Raw genomic sequence first — 20,234 nt, forward strand, 5'->3', positions numbered from 1 at the left:
GCGGTGATTACGCTTTGGCTTCGCCGCCCAGCGCTTCGACGACGTCCGCCAGCAGCTTGGCCAGCTCGCCCGTCATCAGCGTGATGTCGTTGTCGAAACGCTCGTCGTCGCTGTAGGTCACCGCTTCGCCTTCCTTGATCACGTCCAGCGGCTTGATGCTCTTGATGGCCAGCGACTCGGTCAGCACGAAGCTGATGCGCTCGTTCCAGGTCATGGCCAGGCGGGTGCACTGCTTGCCGGCCGCGATGTGGCGGCGGATGTCGTCCGGTTCCAGGGTGTGCTTCACGTAGCGCACGGCGGCGCGGCTTTCGCCGGTGGCGCGCAGTTCGGTGTCCTGGTCGATGGTGAAGCCATATGGCGCCTCATCGGCTTCCAGCCAGCCGGTCATTACGGCCACCGGCGATTTTTGCACGCGCAGCGATTCCAGCGGCATGCGGTCCACGGCCTTGAGCAGCATCTTGATGACGTCGTCCGCCTTTGCCGGGCTGGCGGCATCGACCACCAGCCAGCCATTGACCGGGTCGATCCAGACCCAGACGTTGCTGCGGATCGAGAAGGCGCGCGGCAGCAGTTCGTCGGCCACGCGTTCCTTCAGGTCTTTCATCGCTTTCTTGCCCGGCGGGAAGCCCTGCTGTTCTTCCAGCTCGGCGGCCTTGGCCTTGGCGACCTGGTTGATGACCGAGCTCGGCAGCAACTTCTTCTCGTTGCCCAGCATCATCAGCATCTGCTTGTTGACGACGTGTACCAGCTTGCCGTTGCCGCGTGGCGAATCCCAGCCCTGGCGCAGCAGTTCATTGCTGCTGGCGGGCGTGAAGGCCTGCGACTGCAGTGCTTCTTCCATTTGTTCCGGGTTGAATGCCCAGGGGGCGGGCAGGCGATAAATCTGGAGATTCTTGAACCACATACGCTTGTTATCCGATTGTTTTCAAAATTCTGGGGAACGACATTCTACGCTGCCGCATGGAAATTTCGACCGGCAGATGGGGGAAAAAGTTAACTTGTTGTCGAGTCGCCAACGACCTCGACGATCGCCGGCGGCATCGTGTCGTCGAACAGGCGCAGCTGTTCCACGGTCTCGGTATCGCCCAGGCGCACGCCCACGCCCAGCAGGCGCACCGGGCGGCTGTGGCGCGCCCAGCCGGTCTCCATCAGGCGCGCATAGGTCGGAATATGTGGCGCATAGCCAACACACTCGACCGTCGTCTGCTGGAAGTTCGAGAACTTGATCTTCACGAAGAGCTTGTGGATGAACTTTTCGGCGCCGTTGCGCTTGATGCGGCCGAGCAGGTGTTCGTGAAGATCGGGCAGCAGCCGCAGGCAGGCATCGAGGTCCGGCACGTCCGGCGTATAGGTCTCTTCGGTGCTGATCGACTTGCGCTCGCGCGAGGTATTCACTTCGCGTTCATCGATGCCGCGGCACAGCTTGTACAGGCGGTAGCCGAAGCTGCCGAAGTGTTCCGTCAGCCGCTCGATGCTCCAGTTGCGCATGTCGCCGCAGGTCTGCAGGCCGAGCCGGTGCATCTTCTCGGCCGTCACCTTGCCCACGCCATACAGCTTCTTCACCGGCAGCGCGGCAACGAAGGCGTCCACCTCCTCCGGGCGCACCAGGAACAGGCCGTCCGGCTTGTTCCAGTCGCTGGCGATCTTGGCCACGAACTTGTTGGGCGCCACGCCGGCCGAGGCGGTGATGCCGACGGTGTCGAAGATGCGCTGGCGGATCTCCTGTGCGATCAGGGTGGCGCTGCCCTTGCAGTGCGGCGAATCGGTAACGTCGAGATAGGCTTCGTCGAGCGAGAGCGGCTCCACCAGCTCGGTGTAATCCTGGTAGATGTCCATGATCTGGCGTGAAGCGATACGGTATTTCTCCATCGCCGGCGGGATCACCAGCAGCTGCGGGCACAGCTTCATGGCCTGGGCGGTGGCCATGGCCGAATGGATGCCGTAGCGGCGCGCCTCGTAGTTGCAGGTGGCGATCACGCCGCGCTGGTCGGGACGTCCGCCGACCGCGAGCGGACGCCCGCGCAGCGAAGGATCGTCGCGCATCTCGACCGACGCATAGAAGCAGTCGCAATCGCAGTGGATGATTTTACGAAGGGGAGGATTCACATGGACGGCGGAGCCGACTACTGTCATTCCATACAGTATCCGTTTTTTCTTGCGAGACGTCAAAAAAGAACGCGCGGACATGCCGCGCGTTCCCGGATGAAGGCGACGCAGGGGAGGCGCGCCGCTTCGTCCTGAGCCTTACCAGCTCAGCTTCACGTTGTAGCTGCCTGCGCTACCGGTGCTGCCGCTGTAGTACACGACGCGCACGTAACGGCTGGCGGTCGTGGTGCCGGTGTTGGCGGAGCTCACGCTGTCGACCGAACCGGTACCGTTTTCGCTACGGCTGAGCAGCGTGCCCGAGCTGTTGTAGACGTACAGGTCGTAGTCCGAGCTCGAGTTCGGCGTCATCGTCGCGCTCAGGGTCCTGCCGGCCGGCAGATCGACACGGAAGTAATCCGTATCAGTCGAGCTCGACATGGTGCCGTTCACGGTGGTGCCGCTGGTCGAGACCAGGTTGGCGGCGGCCAGCGAGTTGTTCGACTCGGTTTCGTTGATGGTCGTGGTCGGCGGCGTAGTGGTGCCGCCGATCGCGGCGTTCACCGCGGCGGTGGCGTCCACGATGCCGGTGCCGCAGCCCGAGCAGGTCGCCGGGAAGGCGCGCGCGGTGGACTTCAGCATGCTTTCCACCTGGTCCGGGGTCAGGGTCGACTTGGCCGCGAACATCAGGGCCGCGACGCCGGCCACGTGCGGGGTGGCCATCGAGGTGCCCTGGTAGCCGGCGTAGTTGTCCGAGCCCGGCGTCGAGCTGCCCGAGTTCAGGGTCGAGATCACGCTGTAGCTGCCGTCGCCGCCCGGGGCTGCGACGTCGACCAGGGTGCCGTAGTTCGAGTAGGAGGCACGGCCGCCGGTCTTGCCGGTCGCGGCAACGGCGATGACGCCGGAGCAGTTCGCCGGGCTGGCGTTGCTGACGTTCATGTTGTCGTTGCCGGCGGCGACCACGACCACGGAACCGCGCGAACGGGCGCCATTGATCGCGTTCTGGGTGGTGGCGTCGCAGGCGCCGGTACCGCCCAGCGACAGGTTCAGCACCTTGGCCTTGTTGGCATTGGCCGGCGCGCCGCTCACGGTGCCGCCCGACGACCAGGTGATGGCGTCGGCGATGTCCGAGGTATAGCCGCCGCACTTGCCGAGCACGCGCACCGGCACGATCTTGGCGTTGTAGGCGACGCCGGCCACGCCCAGGCTGTTGTTGGTGCGGGCGGCAACGGTGCCGGCCACGTGGGTGCCGTGCCAGCTCGAGCCCGATGCCGGCGAACCTGCGCCGCATTCATTGGCGGCCACCCAGTCGCCCGGGTCGCTCGCGTCGCTGTCGCGGCCGTTGCCGTCGTTGCCGATGGCGGCGGTGCTGATGAAGTCATAGCCCTGCAGGATCTGGCCGCTCAGGTCGGCGTGCGGGCGGTAGCCGGTATCGATCACGGCCACGACCACGCCGGTCCCGGTCGACTTGTCCCAGGCGGCCGGCAGGCGCAGGCCGCCAGTGGTATCGGTGTAGTGCCACTGCTGGGCGTAGTACGGGTCGTTCGCGGTCGCCATGTGGGTCATGATGCGGTCCGGCTCGGCGTACTCGATGCTCGGGTCGCGCGCCATCATTTCGGCGGCCAGCTTCTTGACCTCGTCGAGGTGCTTGCGGCCGTTCAGCTTGAACACGTGGGCGCCGGTCGAGATGGTGTGGCTCTGGCTGACCAGCATGCCGAATTCCTGGCCGGCGCGGTCCAGCTTGGCCTTGCGGTCGGCGGTCACGACGGCAGCACGGGCCAGGCCCTTGGCGGCCGGCGCCGAATCCTTGTACTTCACGATGATACGGTCAGTATCGATGACAAATTTCTGCTCGGCCGCACCGGCCGTAACGGCCACGAATGCGAGCGAGATTGCAGCGCACATCTTCAACATTGCAGGATGAATCGAATGCGTTTGCTTCATGTTTCTTCCTTAGTGTGATGTTTTCCGTCAAGTGAAATGTTCCTCACCTGTGTCGTTGATTTCCGGTCATTGCCGGTGCCGTCTGGATGCGGCGAAAAGCAGCGTAATATGAAAGGAAGAGCGTGTGCGTGACAATTGGAGACAATTTCAGCGTATTAACAACACTCAAGATAACCAATAGGTCAAAAACATGTTTTCTTCGGCGAAACGTTAATTTTGGCAAATAACGTATGCCACAATTGTGTTGACATACCTCAAACTGCTTTCCCGATGGTTAATGTAGAGCTCGCTTGAAATCGCGCCATGAGGCATAAAAAAAGGCCGCGCAAGCGCGGCCTTCGTCATCGTGTTGCGGCAGCTCAGAAGTTGCCCTTGAACTGCACACCCCACTGGCGCGGCTCGTTGGTGAAGCCGGTCAGGTTGTTGAAGTCGATGGCGCCGGTGATGCGGCGCTGGTCGAGCACGTTGCGGCCGAAGGCGGCCACTTCGTACTTGCCGTTACCGAAGATATAGCCCAGACGCACGCCGCCTTCCGTCAGCGGGGCGCCGGTGAACTCGGTCGCCTCGTACAGGAAGAAGTTGATCTTGCTGCGGTAGGCCCAGTCGGTAAAGAAGTACAGCTCGCCATCCGCGACCGGAATGCCGTAGCGGGCGGTGGCGTTGACGGTCCAGCGCGGCGCCTGCGGCAGCGCGTTGCCGTTGATGACGACACGGCCGGCGGCGTTCAGCGGATCGGTCACGGTGCACTGGGCGCACTTGTTCACCGACAGGCTGGCATCGCGGATCTGGGTGTAGTTGTAGCTCGCGCCGGCGCTCACGCGCAGGGCGGTGCTGAGGGCCGCTTCGAAGTCGAATTCGGCGCCCTTGCCCTTGGTGCGGTCGGCGTTGATCAGGCGGTTGACGTTCGAATTGCCGCCCACCACGGTCAGCTGCTGGTCCTTGACGGTGTAGTCGTAGACCGAGAACGAGGTGCGCGCGCGGCGCTCGAACAGGTCGGCCTTCAGGCCCAGCTCATACGAGGTGATGGTTTCCGAACCGGCGACCGTGATCGGCACCGCGGCCGAGGCGGCGGCAATGCTCGGGGCGCGGAAGCCGGTGGCGACGCGGCCGTACACGTTGACGTTCGGGCTCAGCTTGTAGCTGGCCGACAGGTCCCAGTTGACCTTGTCCTGGCTGGTTTCCACCGAGCGCGGGCCGATCTGGGCCACGTTCTCGTTCACCAGGGTGCGGAATTCCTTCTCGTCCTTGGTGTAGCGCAGGCCGCCGCGGACGGTCCAGTCCGGGGTGATGGTGTAGTTGACCGAGGCGAATGCCGCCCAGGCTTCGTTCTTCTGATTGCTGACCAGGCGCGAAGTGCGCGCGCCGGCATCGTTGAAGTTGTCGCTGCCGCCGGTGGCGTCTTCGTCAAAGAAGTACAGGCCGGCCTGCCAGTTCAGCGGACCGGCGCTCTTCGATTCGACGCGGAATTCCTGGGTGTACTGGTCGAGGTCGGTGATGTAGCCGCCGGTCTGGACCTGGAAGGGAATGAAGCCCGGGCCGGCCGGGGTGCCGCCGTCGATGTCGCCGCGGCTGTAGTAGTCGCTGACGTGTTCGTAGCCGGTGATCGAGAACAGGCGGAAATTGCCGAAGTCCCAGGACAGGCGCAGGTTGGCGCCGTTGGTCTTCAGGCTCTGGAAGTTCTCGGCGTTGGTGACGATCCGGTCGAGGTCGTAGCCCGGGACGATCTTGTTCGTGCCCTTCTGGATCAGGTTGGCGCGGAACAGACGGGCGCTGCCGTTGGTATTGCGCTGGTGCAGGTTCAGCAGTGCATTGAAGTTGCTGTCCGGCTGGTACAGGAACTGGACGCGCTCGGCGTGCTCGTTGTAGCCGTCGAGTTCATTGCGCTTCTGCGTCATCGCCACGTCGGCGAAGTTCTCGACGTAGTCGTCGCGGTGCTGGCCGACGGCCGACACGCGCATTGCCCACTTGTCCGACAGCGGCACGTTGACCGCGCCTTCCAGGTTGGCGGTCTCGTGGGTCGCGATCGAGGCGTTGACATAGCCTTCGGTCTTGCCCAGCTTCGGACGCTCGGATTCGAACTTGACCACGCCGGCCGGGGTGTTGCGGCCGAACAGGGTGCCCTGCGGGCCGCGCAGCACTTCGACGCTGGCCAGGTCGAAGATCGGGAAGCCTTTCAGGATCGGGTTTTCCTGCACCACCTCGTCGTACACCAGCGAGACCGGCTGCGAGGCGAAGGTATTGAAATCGGTATTGCCGTAACCGCGGATGTAGAAGCGCGGGAAGGTACGGCCGTTGGAGGATTCGACGTTCAGGCTCGGCACCTTGCCGGCCAGCAGGCGAATGTCTTCGCCGCCGGAGATCAGGACGTCCAGCTTGTCGCCCTTGAGCGCGGTGACGGACACCGGTACTTCGCGGATGTTTTCGGTGCGGCGCTGCGCGGTCACGGTGACGCTCTGCAGTTCCGGTGCATCGTTGGCGACGGTTTGCGCCTGGGCAGGCATGACTGCTGCCAGCGCCAGGGTGCCGAGCACGGCCTGGTGCAGCTTGGACATCTTGATCATGGAAGTCTTTCCTAATGATTGATAAAAGAACCGATGTCCCCGTTCTCTCTTATCTCCGCTGCGGCCATGGCGGCCGGTCAGCGCGGCGGTATGTTCCGCCTGCCGGCAGTGCATCTTGGCGATGTCTTAAGCTTGCCGGTTTAGCAAAGCGCGTATTGTCAGTGATGAATACATGCACTTGCAAGCAGAAACGGAACAGTTGAGTCTTTTTACAACACCTTTACAGGATTTCCACTTCGCAGCCATCATCGCCTTGAACAGGTGCAGCAGCAGGGGGTGGCCAGCACTTGAAAACAGGCCTTTTCAAATTTTTTTCAAAAACCCTTGCACACCTCGAATTCCAGCCTCTATAATTCGGGCCTCTTCGGACGCAATGACAAGCGTCAGACAGAAACCTCTGATGAAAGTATCGGGCGCTTAGCTCAGTTGGTAGAGCGGATCCCTTACAAGGATTAGGTCGGGAGTTCGAGCCTCTCAGCGCCCACCAAAGCACATCGGATGGTTGATCGAAGTAATGATCAGAGTAAACGGAGCGGTAGTTCAGTTGGTTAGAATACCGGCCTGTCACGCCGGGGGTCGCGGGTTCGAGCCCCGTCCGCTCCGCCAATATAAGAGGAAGGGTCCGATTCGTCGGACCCTTTTTTCGTTCAGCGGTCAGAGTGTCTGTCCCTGCGGACAGACACGGGCCACGGGCTCGAAGGGATTGCCTTGCAAGGCAATCCGCGGCCGGCGGAACGTCGGCGAGCCCCGTCCGCTTTGAACACCTCAAATAAAAATGGTCCGCACAAGCGGACCATTTTTATTTGCACTTCAGTCTTTGCAGCTTTGCCCGTCTATTCAAACACAAGTCGAACGCGCGGTCGGCGGAGCCGACCACCCTACGCCCGGCGTTGTTGTGGGTGCCCCACCTCCACCCGATCCCTCCCCCCACTCTTCGCCGCATACAGCGCATGATCCGCCCGCGCCAACGCCATCCCCAGCGTCTCGTTCGGATCCAGCACCACCACCCCGACACTGACCGTCATCGTGTACGCCGCACCGCTGGTGATCACCGTCGCTTCGCGCACCGCCAGCCGCAGCCGCTCCGCCGCCTGCAGGGCTCCGGACAAGTCCGTCCCCGGCAGCACCATCGCAAACTCTTCCCCGCCCAGCCGTCCCACGGTCTCATGCGCACGCAGGGTCGCGCGCAGGGTGTGCGCGAACACGGCCAGCGCTTCGTCGCCGGTGGCATGCCCGAAGCGGTCGTTGATCTGCTTGAAATGGTCGATGTCCATCATGGCCAGCGCCAGCGGCTGGCGCTGGCGCAGCGCGGCCTGGCGCGCATGCTCGGCGCGTTCGAGGAAGGCGTGGCGGTTCGGCAGGCCGGTCAGGCTGTCGGTGGTGGCCAGGCGCGCCATCTCGGCGTCGTCCTTCTCCTTGCACAGCAAGAGGAAGCCGAAGCCGTTGACGATCATGAGCAGGTAGCCGGCCAGGTAGGCCGTCTCCTGGGCGGTGCGCTGGCCGAGCGGGACATCGCTGCTCAGGCAGCTCGCCGCCCACAGCGCCACCGAGACCGCGAACAGGGCGTCGTTCAGGCCGATGATCCGCTGCAGCAGCGAGGCGCGACGGCGCGGGCGCAGCAGGATCCAGGCCATCGCCGCCGCGAACAGGGCGACCATGGCCGCCACCAGCGCCGTCAGGTAAGGCACCGGCGCGCCGGCGCTGCCGGCAGCCAGCACGATGGCCAGCGCCAGCGCCGCCATCGGCAGCAGCACGCGGCGCCAGCGCTCGAAGCCGAAGAAAATGCAGTAGGCCGCGACCTCCAGCGAGACGGCGAGCACCCAGCCCGCGCCCTCGATGCCGTTCAGCACCGGCACATCGAGGAAGGGACGGCACCAGCCCAGCAGCTGGCACATGCCGATGCCGAAGCGCGCCCACATCCACAGGCGCAGCCCCGGGCTGGGCGCGGCGCCGTGCGTATAACCCGCCATCAGCACGGCAAACGCAATATTGCCGATGCCAAGCGCCAGCAGAAAAGAATGGATATCGATCACTACCTGTCCCTTGGATGCAGCCACATAAAAGAAGCACAACCATGTTATATTATTAATATATATTGCCGTAGAGAATTATAGTACACGGTTTTGTAGAAGCAAGTCCGCACAATTGAACAGACAAGTCGGCAACATTGCGCAAAGCGCAACACTTCTCGTCGAGACACTTCTCTGACACAGTTTTTGATGCACAGCAGCACCTGATAGCGGATAATCATCCGACAACATACCAACGCACCATTCTGGAGCAATCGTGATTTTCGGTTTCCTCAAGCCGCCCAAGATGTCGCCGCGCCTGCACCGGCTGAAGAACACCTCGCTGTTTTCGGCGCTGACACCCTTGGAACTGAAAATCGTCGACGGCCTGCTGCACGAGCGCCGCTACCTGACCGATGAGATCGTGTTCGACGAGGGCGAGGAAGGCCAGGCGCTGTACCTGATCATGAGCGGCCGGGTGGTGATCAACAAGCTGCACCAGGGCAGCAACCAGGTCGTGGCCGAGCTCGAACCCGGCAGCTTCTTCGGCGACCTGGCCCTGCTCGACAACTCGCCGCGCAACGCCCAGGCGCGCGCCGTCGAGCCCTGCGAGATGGCGGTGTTCTTCCGCGCCGACTTCCTCGGCCTGCTGGAAACCGATGCCGTGATCGGCTACAAGATTTCGCTGGCGCTGGCGCGCCACATCGGCCTGCGCCTGCGCGAATGGATGGGCACCGGCCGTCCCCAGCTGGAAGCCCTATGAACCGCAGCGAGCGCGCCGGGCCGGTCGTCTGGACCGGCATCATCGCCGCTACCTGCCTGCTGCTGCTGGTCGTGCAGCAGATGCTGTGGCTGGCCCTGCCCTTCATCTTCGGCGGCGTGCTGCACTACATCCTGGTCGGGCCGATGCAGCGCCTGGTGCGCGCTGGCTATGGCAGGAACAGCGCCGCGATGCTGGTCTGCCTGCTGTTCTTCGCCTTCCTCACGCTGGCCCTGACCGCGGCCTTCTCCTGGAGCCGCGGGCCGGAGGAAGAATCGTGGGAACAGACGATCGGCCTGTACCTCGACGGCGGGATCGCCTTCGTGCACAACACGACGGCCCTGCTGGAAAAGAAGTTCCCGCTGCTGGCCGAGATGCACCTGACCTCGACCGTGAACACGGTGTTCCGCAATCTCACCGACAACTTCGCCGAGAAGCACCTGGGCGAGATCCTGGTGGCGCTGGCAACCTGGGTGCCCTCGCTGCTGCTGGCGCCCTTCCTCACCTTCTTCTTCCTGCGCGACGGCCTGCGCTTCAAGAAGTTCCTGGCGCGCGCCGTGCCCAACGCCTACTTCGAACGGGCGCTCTACCTGCTGCACGAAGTGGACCAGACCGCGCGCCGCTACTTCGAAGGCCTGCTGAAACTCACCGTGCTCGATACCGCGGTACTGGCGCTGGGCCTGTGGACGATCGGCGTGTCCTCGCCGCTGCTGCTCGGGCTGATGTCGGCGGTGCTGGCCTGGGTGCCTTTCGTGGGCTCGGTGGTCGGCTGTGTGCTGGTGGTGATCGTGGCCTCCACCGACGCGCCCAACAATCCCTTCATCGCCTATGGTGCGATCGGCGTGTTCGTGCTGGTGCGCCTGCTCGACGACTTCGTGTTCATGCCGCTGACGCTGGGCCGCAGCATCCGCGTGCATCCGCTGGTGACGGTCCTGATGATCTTCGTGGGCGGCGCGCTGGCCGGGGTGGTGGGACTGATGCTGGTGCTGCCGCTGCTGGGCGTGGTGATGGTGGTGGGCGAGACCCTGGGCCGGCTTGTCACTAACCCGCGCCTGCGGGCGCGCCACCGCTATGCGCGGGCGTTGCGCACGCGCCAGGCCAGTGTGGACCTCGACATCGCACGCGAGCGGCGCGGGGCGCCGACGCCCAACGCGGGCTTATAGCGGCTCGGGTTTCGTAGGGTGGGCGGCTTTGCCGCCCACGCGTTCAACGATCACCGGTACTGTCGCGAAATTTCATTCGATCGCGATCACCGCGTGGGCGGGAGACCCGCCCACCCTACCGCTTCGACTTGGTCTTGATGGTCGACAGGATCGACGGTTTCACCTTGGAAGGCGGCGCCACGAACGGTGTCTTGGCGGGAGCCCGGTCATTGCCGCGCGCGGCACGCTTGGGCGCCACTTCGATCGTACGGCCCTTCGGTACACCGCCCGGCACGCGCCGGTCTTCCCTCACCATCGACGCGCCCTCGTCGGATGCCGGTACCAAGTGGCGCTCGCCATTGCCGATCAGGTCACCCCGGCCCATGCGGCGCAGGCCCTCGCGGATGACCGGCCAGTTCTCCGGATCGTAATAGCGCAGGAAGGCCTTGTGCAGCTTGCGCGTCTTGCCGCTCTTGGCGGTTTCGACGACTTCCGAATCCCCGGTCACCTTCGCCAGCGGGTTCTTGCCCGAGTGGTACATGGTGGTCGCCATCGCCATCGGGGTCGGCGTGAAGGTCTGCACCTGGTCGAGCTTGAAGTTGTTCTTCTTCAGCCACAGCGCCAGGTTCAGCATGTCCTCGTCGGTCGAACCCGGGTGGGCCGCGATGAAGTAGGGGATCAGGTACTGCTTCTTGCCGGCCTCGATCGAGTACTTGTCGAACAGGCGCTTGAACTCGTCGTAGGCGCCGATACCCGGCTTCATCATCTTCGACAGCGTGCCCTGCTCGGTGTGCTCCGGCGCGATCTTCAGGAGGCCGCCCACGTGGTGGGTCACCAGTTCCTTCACGTACTCGGGCGAGCGCACGGCCAGGTCGTAGCGCAGGCCGGAACCGATCAGGATCTTCTTGATGCCCGGGATCGCGCGCGCCTTGCGGTACAGCGAAATCAGCTTGCTGTGGTCAGTGCCCAGGTTGCTGCAGATGGTCGGGTAGACGCAGGACAGGCGGCGGCAGGATTCCTCGATCTTCTTGTCCTTGCAGGCCAGGCGGTACATGTTCGCGGTCGGACCACCCAGGTCGGTGATCGTGCCTGCAAAATTCTTGGTCGTGTCGCGGATCAGTTCGATCTCGCGCAGGATCGACGGCTCCGAGCGGCTCTGGATGATGCGGCCTTCGTGCTCGGTGATCGAGCAGAAGGTGCAGCCGCCGAAGCAGCCGCGCATGATGTTGACCGAATAACGGATCATTTCCCAGGCCGGGATGTGGGCCTTGCCGTAGCTCGGGTGCGGCGCGCGCGCGTACGGCAGGTCGTAGACGTTGTCCATCTCGTCCATGGCCAGCGGCAGCGGCGGGGCGTTCAGCCAGACGTCGCGGTCGCCGTGCTGCTGCACCAGCGCGCGCGCGTTGCCCGGGTTCGACTCGAGGTGGAACACGCGCGAGGCGTGCGCGTACATCACCGGGTCTTCGCTCACGGTTTCAAAACTCGGCAGGCGCACCACGGTCTTGCGTGCTTTTTCACGCGCCGCGGCCTGGCGCTCTTCGCGCGTCATGATGACGATCGGCTTGACCTCGGGTTCGGGCTTGGCGTTTTCGGTGGCGCAGGCGGTGGTGTCTTCCTGCGCCATCGCGTACGGGTTCGGATGCGGATCGACGCGGCCCGGCACGTCGACGCGGGTCGAGTTGTGCACGCTCCACTCCGCATCCGGCAGCCAGCCGTGCGGCACCAGGAAGGCGGTGCCGCGCAGGTCGCGGATGGTCTTGATGTTTTCGCCGGCGGCGATGCGGCGGGTGACGTCCACCAGGGCCCGTTCAGCGTTGCCGAAGATGACCAGGTCGGCCTTCGACTCGAACAGCACCGAGCGGCGCACCTTGTCCGACCAGTAGTCGTAGTGGGCGATGCGGCGCAGCGAAGCCTCGATGCTGCCGGCGATCACCGGCACGCCCGGGAAGGCTTCGCGGGCGCGCTGGCAGTAGACCGTGACGGCACGGTCCGGGCGCTTGTTCGGCTCGGCGTTGGGGGTGTAGGCGTCATCGGAACGGATCTTGCGGTCAGCCGTATAGCGGTTGACCATCGAGTCCATGTTGCCGGCGGTAATTCCCCAGTACAAATTCGGCTTGCCGAGCGCGCGGAAGGGCTCGACCGAGGTCCAGTCCGGCTGGCTGATGATGCCGACGCGATAACCCTGCGCTTCCAGCAGGCGGCCGACCAGGGCCATCCCGAAGCTCGGGTGGTCGATATAGGCGTCGCCGGTGACCAGGATGATGTCGCACGAATCCCACCCGAGCTTGTCCATTTCGGCGCGGGTCATCGGGAGGAAAGGCGCGGCGGCAGCGCGGCTGGAGCGCTTCGGGACGCTCGCGAAAAGGTTCTGGGGGGAGTTCATTGGCCGGTATTGTACCGGAAAACCATTTTCGGGTCTCCCTCCCTCCCCAAAAATGGCTTAGTTATCAATGACTTGCTGATGAGCAGCAGCCTAAATCCCCATGTTGGAGAGCATGTTGCCGAGCTGTCGCAGGCCGGCCGAGACGGTCGGGTGGTTCACGTTGAAGCGGGCCGCCAGCTCCTGGGTGCGTGAAGACAGGCCGTAGGTGTTCTCGTCGCGCTGGTTTTCTTCGCGAAGCGCCAGGGCGCGGTCGATGTCGCCGTCGAGCTGGCGCAACAGGGTTTCCAGTTCCGGGTCGACGTCCCTGGTTTCCTGCAACTGGCGGTGCAGGGCTTTCAGGTGCGCTTTCAGGTTTGTATCATTCTCGTTCTGCATAGTCGTTCTCGCTAGTTGGTAAAGCGGGTCTCGAGATACAGCTTCTCGACCTGCTCGCGCGCCCATGGGGTACGGCGCAAAAACTTCAGGCTCGACTTGATGCTGGGGTCTTTCTGGAAGCAATTGATGTCGATCCGGCGGCCGAGTCCATCCCAGCCGTAGTGATCGACGAGACGGGTTAACAGGGATTCTAAGGTAATACCGTGGAGAGACTGAACACTCATCGCTTACTGTGCCATGTATAAAAAAAGGGAACCATGCCAAAGGCATCGTTCCCCGATTTTACGTGAAGCCGGCCGGCCGCATGGCACGGCCGGCTTCGCGTGATCACTCGCCGGTCAGGCCGCGGCGTTCCAGCAGCGGACGCACCTGCGCATCGCGGCCGCTGAAGTTGCGGTACATCTGCATCGCATCCAGCGTACCGCCGCGCGACAGCAGGGTCTTGCGGAAGTGGTCGCCGTTCTTGCGGGTCAGGCCACCGTTTTCCTTGAACCAGTTCACGGTGTCGGCGTCCAGCTTCTCGGCCCACAGGTAGCCGTAGTAGCCGGCCGAGTAGCCGCCCGAGAAGGTGTGCGAGAAGTAGGTGGTGCGGTAGCGCGGCGGCACCAGGTTGAAGTCGACGCCGGCCTTCTTCAAGGCATCAGCCTCGAAGGCCAGTACGTCGGTCGGGATCTGGTTCGGCGACAGCTGGTGCCAGGCCTGGTCCAGCAGCGAAGCGGCCAGGTACTCGGTGGTGCGGAAGCCTTCGTTGAACTGCTGCGAAGCCTGCACCTTGTCCAGCAGTTCCTTCGGCATCGGGGCGCCGGTCTGGTAATGCTTGGCGTAGTTGGCCAGCACTTCCGGCCAGGCCATCCACATCTCGTTCACCTGCGACGGGAACTCGACGTAGTCGCGCGGCACGCGCGAGCCCGAGAAGCGCGGGTATTTCACGTCCGAGAACATGCCGTGCAGCGCGTGGCCGAACTCGTGGAAGGTGGTGCGCACTTCGTCGTAGGTCAGCAGCGTCGGTTCGCCGGCGGCCGGCTTGGCGATGTTCAGGTTGTTGGCGATGACCGGCTTGGTACCCAGCAGCTTGGATTGCGGGACCCAGGCATTGGCCCAGGCGCCGCCGCGCTTGGTCGAACGCGCATACGGGTCGAAGGTGAAGATCGCGAGCTGCTTGCCGTCGTGGTCGAACACGTCGAACACGCGCACATCCGGGTCGTAGACCGGCAGGTCCTTGCGCTCCTTGAAGCTGATGCCGAATTCCTTGTTCGCCGCGAAGAACACGCCGTCCTGCAGCACGCGGTTCAGTTCGAAGTAAGGCTTGAGCTGGTTGGCATCGAATGCGTACTTGGCGGCGCGCACCTTGTCGCTGTAATAGCCCCAGTCCTGCGGGCCGGCCTTGAAGCCGCCGCCTTCGGCGTCGATCACCTTCTGGATCTCCGCGGCTTCCTTCTTCGCGTTGTTCACGGCCGGCCTGGCGAATTCCGCCAGCAGCTGGTTGACGGCGCCCGTGGTCTTGGCGGTCTGGTCTTCCAGGTTGTAGGCGGCGTGGTTCGGGTAGCCCAGCAGCGCGGCGCGTTCTGCGCGCAGCTTGGCGATCTTCAGCACCACGTCGCGGTTATCGAATTCACCGCCGCGCGAACCGCGCGCGAGCGAGGCGGCCAGCAGCTTTTCGCGGGTGGCGCGATTGGTCAGGACCGACAGGCCGGCCTGCTGGGTCGTGTTCACCACCGGGATCACGAACTTGCCGTCCATGCCGCGCTTCTTGCCTTCCGCGGCGGCGGCGTCGATCTGCTTGTCCGACATGCCGGCCAGTTCGGCGCGGCTGTCGACCACCAGGGCCGAGGCGTTGGCTTCCTTCAGGACGTTCTGCGCGAACTGGGTCGACAGCGCGGCCAGCTGGCCGTTCATTTCCTTCAGCTTCTGCTTGTCGGCATCCGACAGCTTGGCGCCGGCGCGCACGAAATCGGTGTGGTAGCGCTCGATCAGGTACTGCGATTCCGCATCCAGGCCCAGCTTGGTGCGGCGGTCGTACAGCGACTTGATGCGCGCGTACAGCTTCGGGTTCAGGCGGATCGCATCGTTGTGGGCCGACAGCTTCGGTGCGTTTTCCTTGGCGAGGGCGATCAGGGTGTCGTTGGTGTAGGAGCCGCTCAGGGTGCCGAAAGCGGCGCCGACACGGTTCATCAGCTGGCCCGAACGCTCCATCGCCACGATGGTGTTCTCGAACGTCGGGGCGGCGCGGTTAGCGGCGATCTTCTCGATCTCCGCCGCTTCCTGGCGCATCGCTTCGGCAAAGGCCGGCGCGAAGTGTTCGTTCCTGATCTTGTCCCAGGCCGGGTACTGGAATGGCAGGGTGCTCGGCTTGGCGAAGGGGTTAGAGGCTTCGAGCATGGAGGCCGGAGCAGTGGGTGCAGCAACTGCGGCCAGGCTCGAGACGGCGCTGGCGGCGGCAACCAGGAAGATGTGTGGACGGTGCATATTGCCCTCGTTTTGGTTATGGAAAGTTATACGGGAGCCGCCTGGGCGACTCCCGGGACTACGCTCAGTTCAAACCACGGCGTTCCAGCAGCGGCTCGATGACCGGATCGCGACCGCGGAAGTCGCGGTACATCTGCACCGCATCCATGGTGCCGCCTTTCGACAGCACCATGGTGCGGAAGCGGTCGCCGTTCTTGCGCTGCAGGCCGCCGTTTTCTTTGAACCATTCGCCGGCGTCGGCATCCAGGCGCTCGGCCCACAGGTAGCTGTAGTAGCCGGCCGAGTAGCCGCCCGAGAAGGCGTGCGAGAAGTAGGTCGAGCTGTAGCGCGGCGGGACCGGCGCGAAGTCCAGGCCGGCCTCCTTCAGGGCCTGCTCTTCGAAGCTCTTCACGTCAGTCGGGATGGCCTTCGAGCCGAGCTGGTGCCAGCGCTGGTCGATCACGGCCGCGGCCAGGTACTCGGTGGTGCGGTAGCCTTCATTGAAACGCTGCGAGGCGCGCAGCTTGTCCAGCAGCTCCTTCGGCATCGCTTCGCCGGTCTGGTAGTGCTTCGCATAATTGGCCAGCACTTCCGGCCAGGCCATCCACATCTCGTACACCTGCGAAGGCAGCTCGACATAGTCGCGCGGCACGCTGGTGCCCGAGAAGCGCGGGTACTTCACTTTCGAGAACCAGCCGTGGGTGCCATGGCCGAATTCGTGGAAGGTGGTGCGCACCTCGTCCCAGCTGAGCAGGGTCGGCTCGCCCGGCGCCGGCTTGGCCAGGTTCAGGTTGTTGGTGATGACCGGCTTGTCGCCCAGCAGGGTGCTCTGGCTGACCAGGGCGCTCATCCAGGCGCCGCCGCGCTTGTTCGGGCGCGCGTACGGGTCCAGCACGAAGATCGCCAGGTGGGCACCGTTCTCTTCGAAGACGTCGTACACGCGCACGTCGGCGTCGTACACCGGCAGGTCCTTGCGCTGCTTGAAGGTGATGCCCCACAGCTTGTTGGCGGCGAAGAAGGCGCCGTCGTTCAGCACGCGGTCGAGTTCGAAATACGGCTTCAACTGGTTGGCGTCGAAGGCGTACTTGGCGGCGCGCACCTTGTCGCTGTAGAAGTTCCAGTCATACGCGGCGACCTTGAAATTGCCCTTCTCCGCATCGATCACTCCCTGGATCTCGGCGGCTTCCTTCTTCGCGTTGCGCACCGCGGGCGCGGCCAGGTCGGACAGCAGCCTGTTGACGGCGGTGGTGTCCTTGGCGGTCTGGTCTTCCAGCGAGTAGGCGGCGTGGCTGCTGTAGCCCAGCAGCTCGGCGCGCTCGGCGCGCAGCTTGGCCAGCTGCAGCACGATGTCGCGGTTGTCGAATTCACCGCCGCGCGAACCGCGCACCGTCGAGATCGACAGCAGCTTCTCGCGGGTGCCGCGATTGCTCAGCTGCGACAGCGGACCCTGTTGGGTAGTGTTCACCACCGGGATCACGAACTTGCCGTCCAGGCCGCGCTTCTTCGCTTCGGCGGCGGCGGCCACGATGGCCTTCTCCGGCAGGCCGGCCAGCTCTTCGCGGGTGTCGACCACGAAGGCCGAGGCGTTCACTTCCTTCAGCACGTTCTGGCTGAACTGGGTCTGCAGCGCCGCCAGCTTGCTGTTGTACGCGCGCAGCTTGTCCTTGTCGGCGCTGGAGAGCTTGGCGCCGGCGCGCACGAAGTCCTTGTGGTAGCGCTCGATCAGGTAGGTCGATTCGGCGTCCAGGCCCAGCTTGGCGCGCTTGGCGTACAGGGTCTGGATGCGCTGGAACAGCTTCGGATTCAGGCGGATCGCGTCGCCGTGGGCGGCGAGCTTGGGCGCCAGTTCCTTGTCCAGGGCCTGCAGGGTGTCGTTGGTGTAGGAACCAACCAGGGCCGAAAACACCGAGGAAACGCGGTTCAGCAGGCGCCCCGAACGCTCCATTGCGACAATGGTGTTCTCGAAGGTCGGCGCAGCCTTGTTGTTGGCGATGGCGTCGATTTCGCGCGCCTGCTCGCGCATGCCTTCGTCGAAAGCGGGCGCGAAGTGCTCGTCCCTGATCTTGTCGAAGGCCGGGTAGCCGTACTGGAGGGTGCTCGGCTTGGCGAAGGGGTTGGACGCGTCGAGCGGTGCGGCATAGGCCAGGTTGGCCATCGCGACGCTGGCCGCGATCAGGAGCATACGGGGACGATTCATGGTGTCTCGGATAATGATTGGACTACGTTGATACACGCCCGTCCTGTGCTGCCAGGCTTGTGGCCCGGCAGCACAGGACGCGGCGCAGGAAAGCCGGGTGAGCGGCTCAGTTTCCGGTGAGGCCGCGGCGTTCCAGCAGCGGCTCGATGACCGGGTCGCGGCCGCGAAAGTCGCGGAACAGGTCCATCGCATCGGCGCTGCCGCCGCGCGACAGCAGGGTCTTGCGGAAGTGGTCGCCGTTCTTGCGCGACAGGCCGCCGCTCTGCGTGAACCACTGCACCGTATCGGCGTCGAGCTTTTCGCTCCACAGGTAGGCGTAGTAGCCGGCCGAGTAGCCGCCGTTCATCGAGTGCGAGAAGTAGGTCGTGCGGTAGCGCGGCGGCACCGGGGCGAAGTCGACACCCGCGTCCTTCAGCGCCTTGGCCTCGAAGGCCAGCACGTCGCTCGGGATCTGCGACGGCTTGAGCTGGTGCCAGCGCTGGTCGAGCAGCGAGGCGGCCAGGTATTCGGTGGTCATGTAGCCCTGGTTGAACTTCTTGGAGGCGACCACCTTGTCGAGCAGCTCTTTCGGCATCGGCGCGCCGGTCTGGTGGTGCTTCGCGTAATTGGCCAGCACTTCCGGCCAGATCGCCCACATCTCGTTGACCTGCGACGGATACTCGACGAAATCGCGCGGCACGTTGGTGCCCGAGAAGTGCGGGTACTTCACGTTCGAGAACATGCCGTGCAGCGCGTGGCCGAACTCGTGGAAGGCGGTGCGCACTTCGTCGTAAGTCAGCAGGGTCGGCTCGCCCCGTGGCGGCTTGGGAATGTTCAGGTGGTTGCCGACCACCGGGCGCTTGGCCAGCAGGTGAGACTGCGACACGTATTCGTTCATCCAGGCGCCGCCCTGCTTGTTGCCGCGGGCGTAGGGGTCGAAGATGAAGATCGCCAGCTGCTTGCCGTCGTGATCGAATACATCGAAGGTGCGCACGTCCGGATCGTACACCGGCAGGTCCTTGCGCTCCTTGAAGGTGATGCCGTATTCCTTGGTGGCGGCGAAGAACACGCCGTCCACCAGCACGCGGTTCAGTTCAAAGTAGGGGCGCAGCTGGTTCTCGTCGAAGTTGTATTTCGCGGCGCGCACCTTGTCCTGGTAGATCGGCCAGTCGTACGCGGCGACCTGGAAGCCGCCCCGCTCCTTGTCGATGATCTTCTGGATTTCGAGCGCTTCCTTCTTCGCGTTGTTCACCGCGGGCTTGGCCAGTTCGGCCAGCAGCTTGTTGACGGCGGCCGGATTCTTGGCGGTTTCCAGTTCCTGCGAATAGGCGGCGTAGCTCGGGTAGCCCAGCAGCGCCGCGCGTTCGGCGCGCAGCTTGACCAGCTTGAGCACCAGGTCGCGCGAATCATACTGGCCGCCGCGGCTGCCGCGGTTCAGGGACGCGGCCATCAGGCGCTCGCGGGTCTTGCGGTCGGTGAGGCTGGACAGCGCCGGCTGGCTGCTGGTGTTGACGATCGCGATCGCGAACTTGCCTTTCTGGCCGCGCTTTTCCGCTTCCGCGGCGGCGGCATTGATCTCGGCATCCGAGAAGCCGGCCAGTTCGGCGCGGGTATCGACGATCAGGGCCGAGGCATTGGCTTCCTTCAGGACGCGTTGCGAAAAGTCCGACTGCAGCGAGGCGATCTCGGCGTTATATTTCTTGAGCTTGTCCTTGTTGGCGGCGGACAGGTTGGCGCCGGCGCGCACGAATTCCTTGTACACGCGTTCGAGCAGGTGCTTCGACTCGGCGTCCAGCTTCAGGGTGGCGCGCTTGTCGTGCAGGGTCTTCACGCGCTGGAACAGCGCCGGATTCAGGTAGATCGCGTCGCTGTGGGCGGCCAGCTTGGGCGACATCTCGCGGTCGACCGCATCCAGGGTGTCGTTGGTGTTGGCGGTCTGCAGGTTCGAGAAGGTCATGGCCACGCGCGTGAGCAGCTGGCCGGCGCGCTCCATCTCGACGATGGTGTTGTCGAACGTCGGCGCCGCCTTGTTGGTGGCGATCGCATCGATCTCGCGCAGGTGCTCGGCCATCCCGGCCGCGTAGGCGGGCAGGAAGTGTTCGTTCTTGATCTTGTCGAAGGCCGGGTAGTTCAGCGGCAGGCTGCTGGGCTGGGCGAAGGGATTGGAGGCGTCGAGGGCGGGTGCTGCAGGTGCTGCGATTGCCGATGCCTGGATGAATGCGAGGCTGGCGGCAACGATGAGCGGGTAGGGTCGGTTCATGAGATCTTTCACGGACTCTTGGGAAGGAGCTGCCGCGTGTACTCGACAGCCGTTGCGCGAAGATCATAGCAGGCTTATACACACATCGTCACAACAA

The 20,234-nt window shown here is 64.1% G+C and carries 13 protein-coding genes and 2 tRNA genes; 4 read left to right on the plus strand and 11 right to left on the minus strand.

Going from position 1 to position 20,234, the window contains the following annotated elements:
- Window positions 1-7 precede the first annotated feature (7 nt).
- From LK539_RS12480 to LK539_RS12495, 4 genes are all read right to left on the minus strand, one after another.
- Entirely contained in the window at window positions 8-904 is an 897-nt protein-coding gene (locus LK539_RS12480) for a recombination-associated protein RdgC (protein ID WP_227801248.1), read from the minus strand.
- Between the two features lie 89 nt (window positions 905-993).
- Window positions 994-2,133: a DNA polymerase IV gene (gene dinB / locus LK539_RS12485; protein ID WP_227801249.1), complete on the minus strand. Its 1,140-nt coding sequence runs from the start codon at window positions 2,131-2,133 to the stop codon at window positions 994-996.
- Window positions 2,134-2,244: 111 nt separating this feature from the next.
- Window positions 2,245-4,026, minus strand: coding sequence for a S8 family peptidase (locus LK539_RS12490; protein ID WP_227801250.1), 1,782 nt, complete (start codon window positions 4,024-4,026; stop codon window positions 2,245-2,247).
- 359 nt (window positions 4,027-4,385) lie between these two features.
- Entirely contained in the window at window positions 4,386-6,587 is a 2,202-nt protein-coding gene (locus tag LK539_RS12495; protein ID WP_227801251.1) for a TonB-dependent receptor, read from the minus strand.
- 411 nt (window positions 6,588-6,998) lie between these two features.
- On the opposite strand from LK539_RS12495, the gene LK539_RS12500 reads away from it, so the two are divergent.
- A tRNA-Val gene (locus LK539_RS12500) sits at window positions 6,999-7,074 on the plus strand.
- A gap of 42 nt (window positions 7,075-7,116) precedes the next feature.
- A tRNA-Asp gene (locus LK539_RS12505) sits at window positions 7,117-7,193 on the plus strand.
- A gap of 272 nt (window positions 7,194-7,465) precedes the next feature.
- Here the strand turns inward: LK539_RS12505 and LK539_RS12510 are convergent.
- Window positions 7,466-8,620, minus strand: a complete 1,155-nt coding sequence (locus LK539_RS12510; protein WP_227801252.1) for a diguanylate cyclase — start codon at window positions 8,618-8,620, stop codon at window positions 7,466-7,468.
- 253 nt (window positions 8,621-8,873) lie between these two features.
- Here LK539_RS12510 and LK539_RS12515 point away from each other — a divergent pair, with 253 nt between their 5' ends.
- Window positions 8,874-9,359 carry a cyclic nucleotide-binding domain-containing protein gene (locus LK539_RS12515; protein ID WP_227801253.1) on the plus strand — a complete coding sequence of 162 codons (486 nt, stop codon included), beginning with the start codon at window positions 8,874-8,876 and terminating at the stop codon, window positions 9,357-9,359.
- Window positions 9,356-10,519: an AI-2E family transporter gene (locus LK539_RS12520; RefSeq protein ID WP_227801254.1), complete on the plus strand. Its 1,164-nt coding sequence runs from the start codon at window positions 9,356-9,358 to the stop codon at window positions 10,517-10,519. Before LK539_RS12515 ends, LK539_RS12520 begins: the two co-directional genes overlap by 4 nt.
- Before the next feature lie 115 nt (window positions 10,520-10,634).
- Here LK539_RS12520 and LK539_RS12525 read toward each other — a convergent pair whose 3' ends face one another.
- The 6 genes from LK539_RS12525 to LK539_RS12550 form a co-directional block, all read right to left on the minus strand.
- Entirely contained in the window at window positions 10,635-12,806 is a 2,172-nt protein-coding gene (locus tag LK539_RS12525) for a YgiQ family radical SAM protein (protein WP_373889543.1), read from the minus strand.
- Window positions 12,807-12,971: 165 nt separating this feature from the next.
- Complete coding sequence (locus LK539_RS12530; protein WP_227801256.1) at window positions 12,972-13,256, minus strand: DUF4404 family protein; 285 nt, start codon at window positions 13,254-13,256, stop codon at window positions 12,972-12,974.
- Window positions 13,257-13,267: 11 nt separating this feature from the next.
- On the minus strand, window positions 13,268-13,480 hold the full coding sequence (locus tag LK539_RS12535) for a VF530 family DNA-binding protein (RefSeq protein ID WP_227801257.1): 213 nt from the start codon (window positions 13,478-13,480) through the stop codon (window positions 13,268-13,270).
- 103 nt (window positions 13,481-13,583) lie between these two features.
- Window positions 13,584-15,722 (minus strand): M3 family metallopeptidase, encoded by a 2,139-nt coding sequence (locus tag LK539_RS12540; RefSeq protein WP_227801258.1) that lies wholly within the window; start codon window positions 15,720-15,722, stop codon window positions 13,584-13,586.
- A 64-nt stretch (window positions 15,723-15,786) separates the two neighbouring features.
- The gene (locus tag LK539_RS12545; RefSeq protein ID WP_227801259.1) at window positions 15,787-17,898 is read right to left on the minus strand and encodes a M3 family metallopeptidase; all 2,112 of its coding nucleotides are present in this window, start codon (window positions 17,896-17,898) and stop codon (window positions 15,787-15,789) included.
- A gap of 106 nt (window positions 17,899-18,004) precedes the next feature.
- Window positions 18,005-20,137, minus strand: coding sequence for a M3 family metallopeptidase (locus tag LK539_RS12550; protein ID WP_227801260.1), 2,133 nt, complete (start codon window positions 20,135-20,137; stop codon window positions 18,005-18,007).
- Window positions 20,138-20,234: the final 97 nt, after the last annotated feature.

This window comes from Massilia sp. IC2-476 (genome assembly GCF_020707295.1).
Taxonomy (GTDB): Bacteria; Pseudomonadota; Gammaproteobacteria; order Burkholderiales; family Burkholderiaceae_D; genus Telluria.

What these genes read in the sequence shown, in the direction of transcription:
- LK539_RS12550 (WP_227801260.1), bottom strand. Translation starts at nt 20,137, where the DNA reads ATGAACCGACCCTACCCGCTCATCGTTGCCGCCAGCCTCGCATTCATC.
- LK539_RS12480 (WP_227801248.1), bottom strand. Translation starts at nt 904, where the DNA reads ATGTGGTTCAAGAATCTCCAGATTTATCGCCTGCCCGCCCCCTGGGCA.
- dinB (WP_227801249.1), bottom strand. Translation starts at nt 2,133, where the DNA reads ATGACAGTAGTCGGCTCCGCCGTCCATGTGAATCCTCCCCTTCGTAAA.
- LK539_RS12540 (WP_227801258.1), bottom strand. Translation starts at nt 15,722, where the DNA reads ATGCACCGTCCACACATCTTCCTGGTTGCCGCCGCCAGCGCCGTCTCG.
- LK539_RS12495 (WP_227801251.1), bottom strand. Translation starts at nt 6,587, where the DNA reads ATGATCAAGATGTCCAAGCTGCACCAGGCCGTGCTCGGCACCCTGGCG.
- LK539_RS12535 (WP_227801257.1), bottom strand. Translation starts at nt 13,480, where the DNA reads ATGAGTGTTCAGTCTCTCCACGGTATTACCTTAGAATCCCTGTTAACC.
- LK539_RS12520 (WP_227801254.1), top strand. Translation starts at nt 9,356, where the DNA reads ATGAACCGCAGCGAGCGCGCCGGGCCGGTCGTCTGGACCGGCATCATC.
- LK539_RS12525 (WP_373889543.1), bottom strand. Translation starts at nt 12,806, where the DNA reads ATGACCCGCGCCGAAATGGACAAGCTCGGGTGGGATTCGTGCGACATC.
- LK539_RS12545 (WP_227801259.1), bottom strand. Translation starts at nt 17,898, where the DNA reads ATGAATCGTCCCCGTATGCTCCTGATCGCGGCCAGCGTCGCGATGGCC.
- LK539_RS12490 (WP_227801250.1), bottom strand. Translation starts at nt 4,026, where the DNA reads ATGAAGCAAACGCATTCGATTCATCCTGCAATGTTGAAGATGTGCGCT.
- LK539_RS12530 (WP_227801256.1), bottom strand. Translation starts at nt 13,256, where the DNA reads ATGCAGAACGAGAATGATACAAACCTGAAAGCGCACCTGAAAGCCCTG.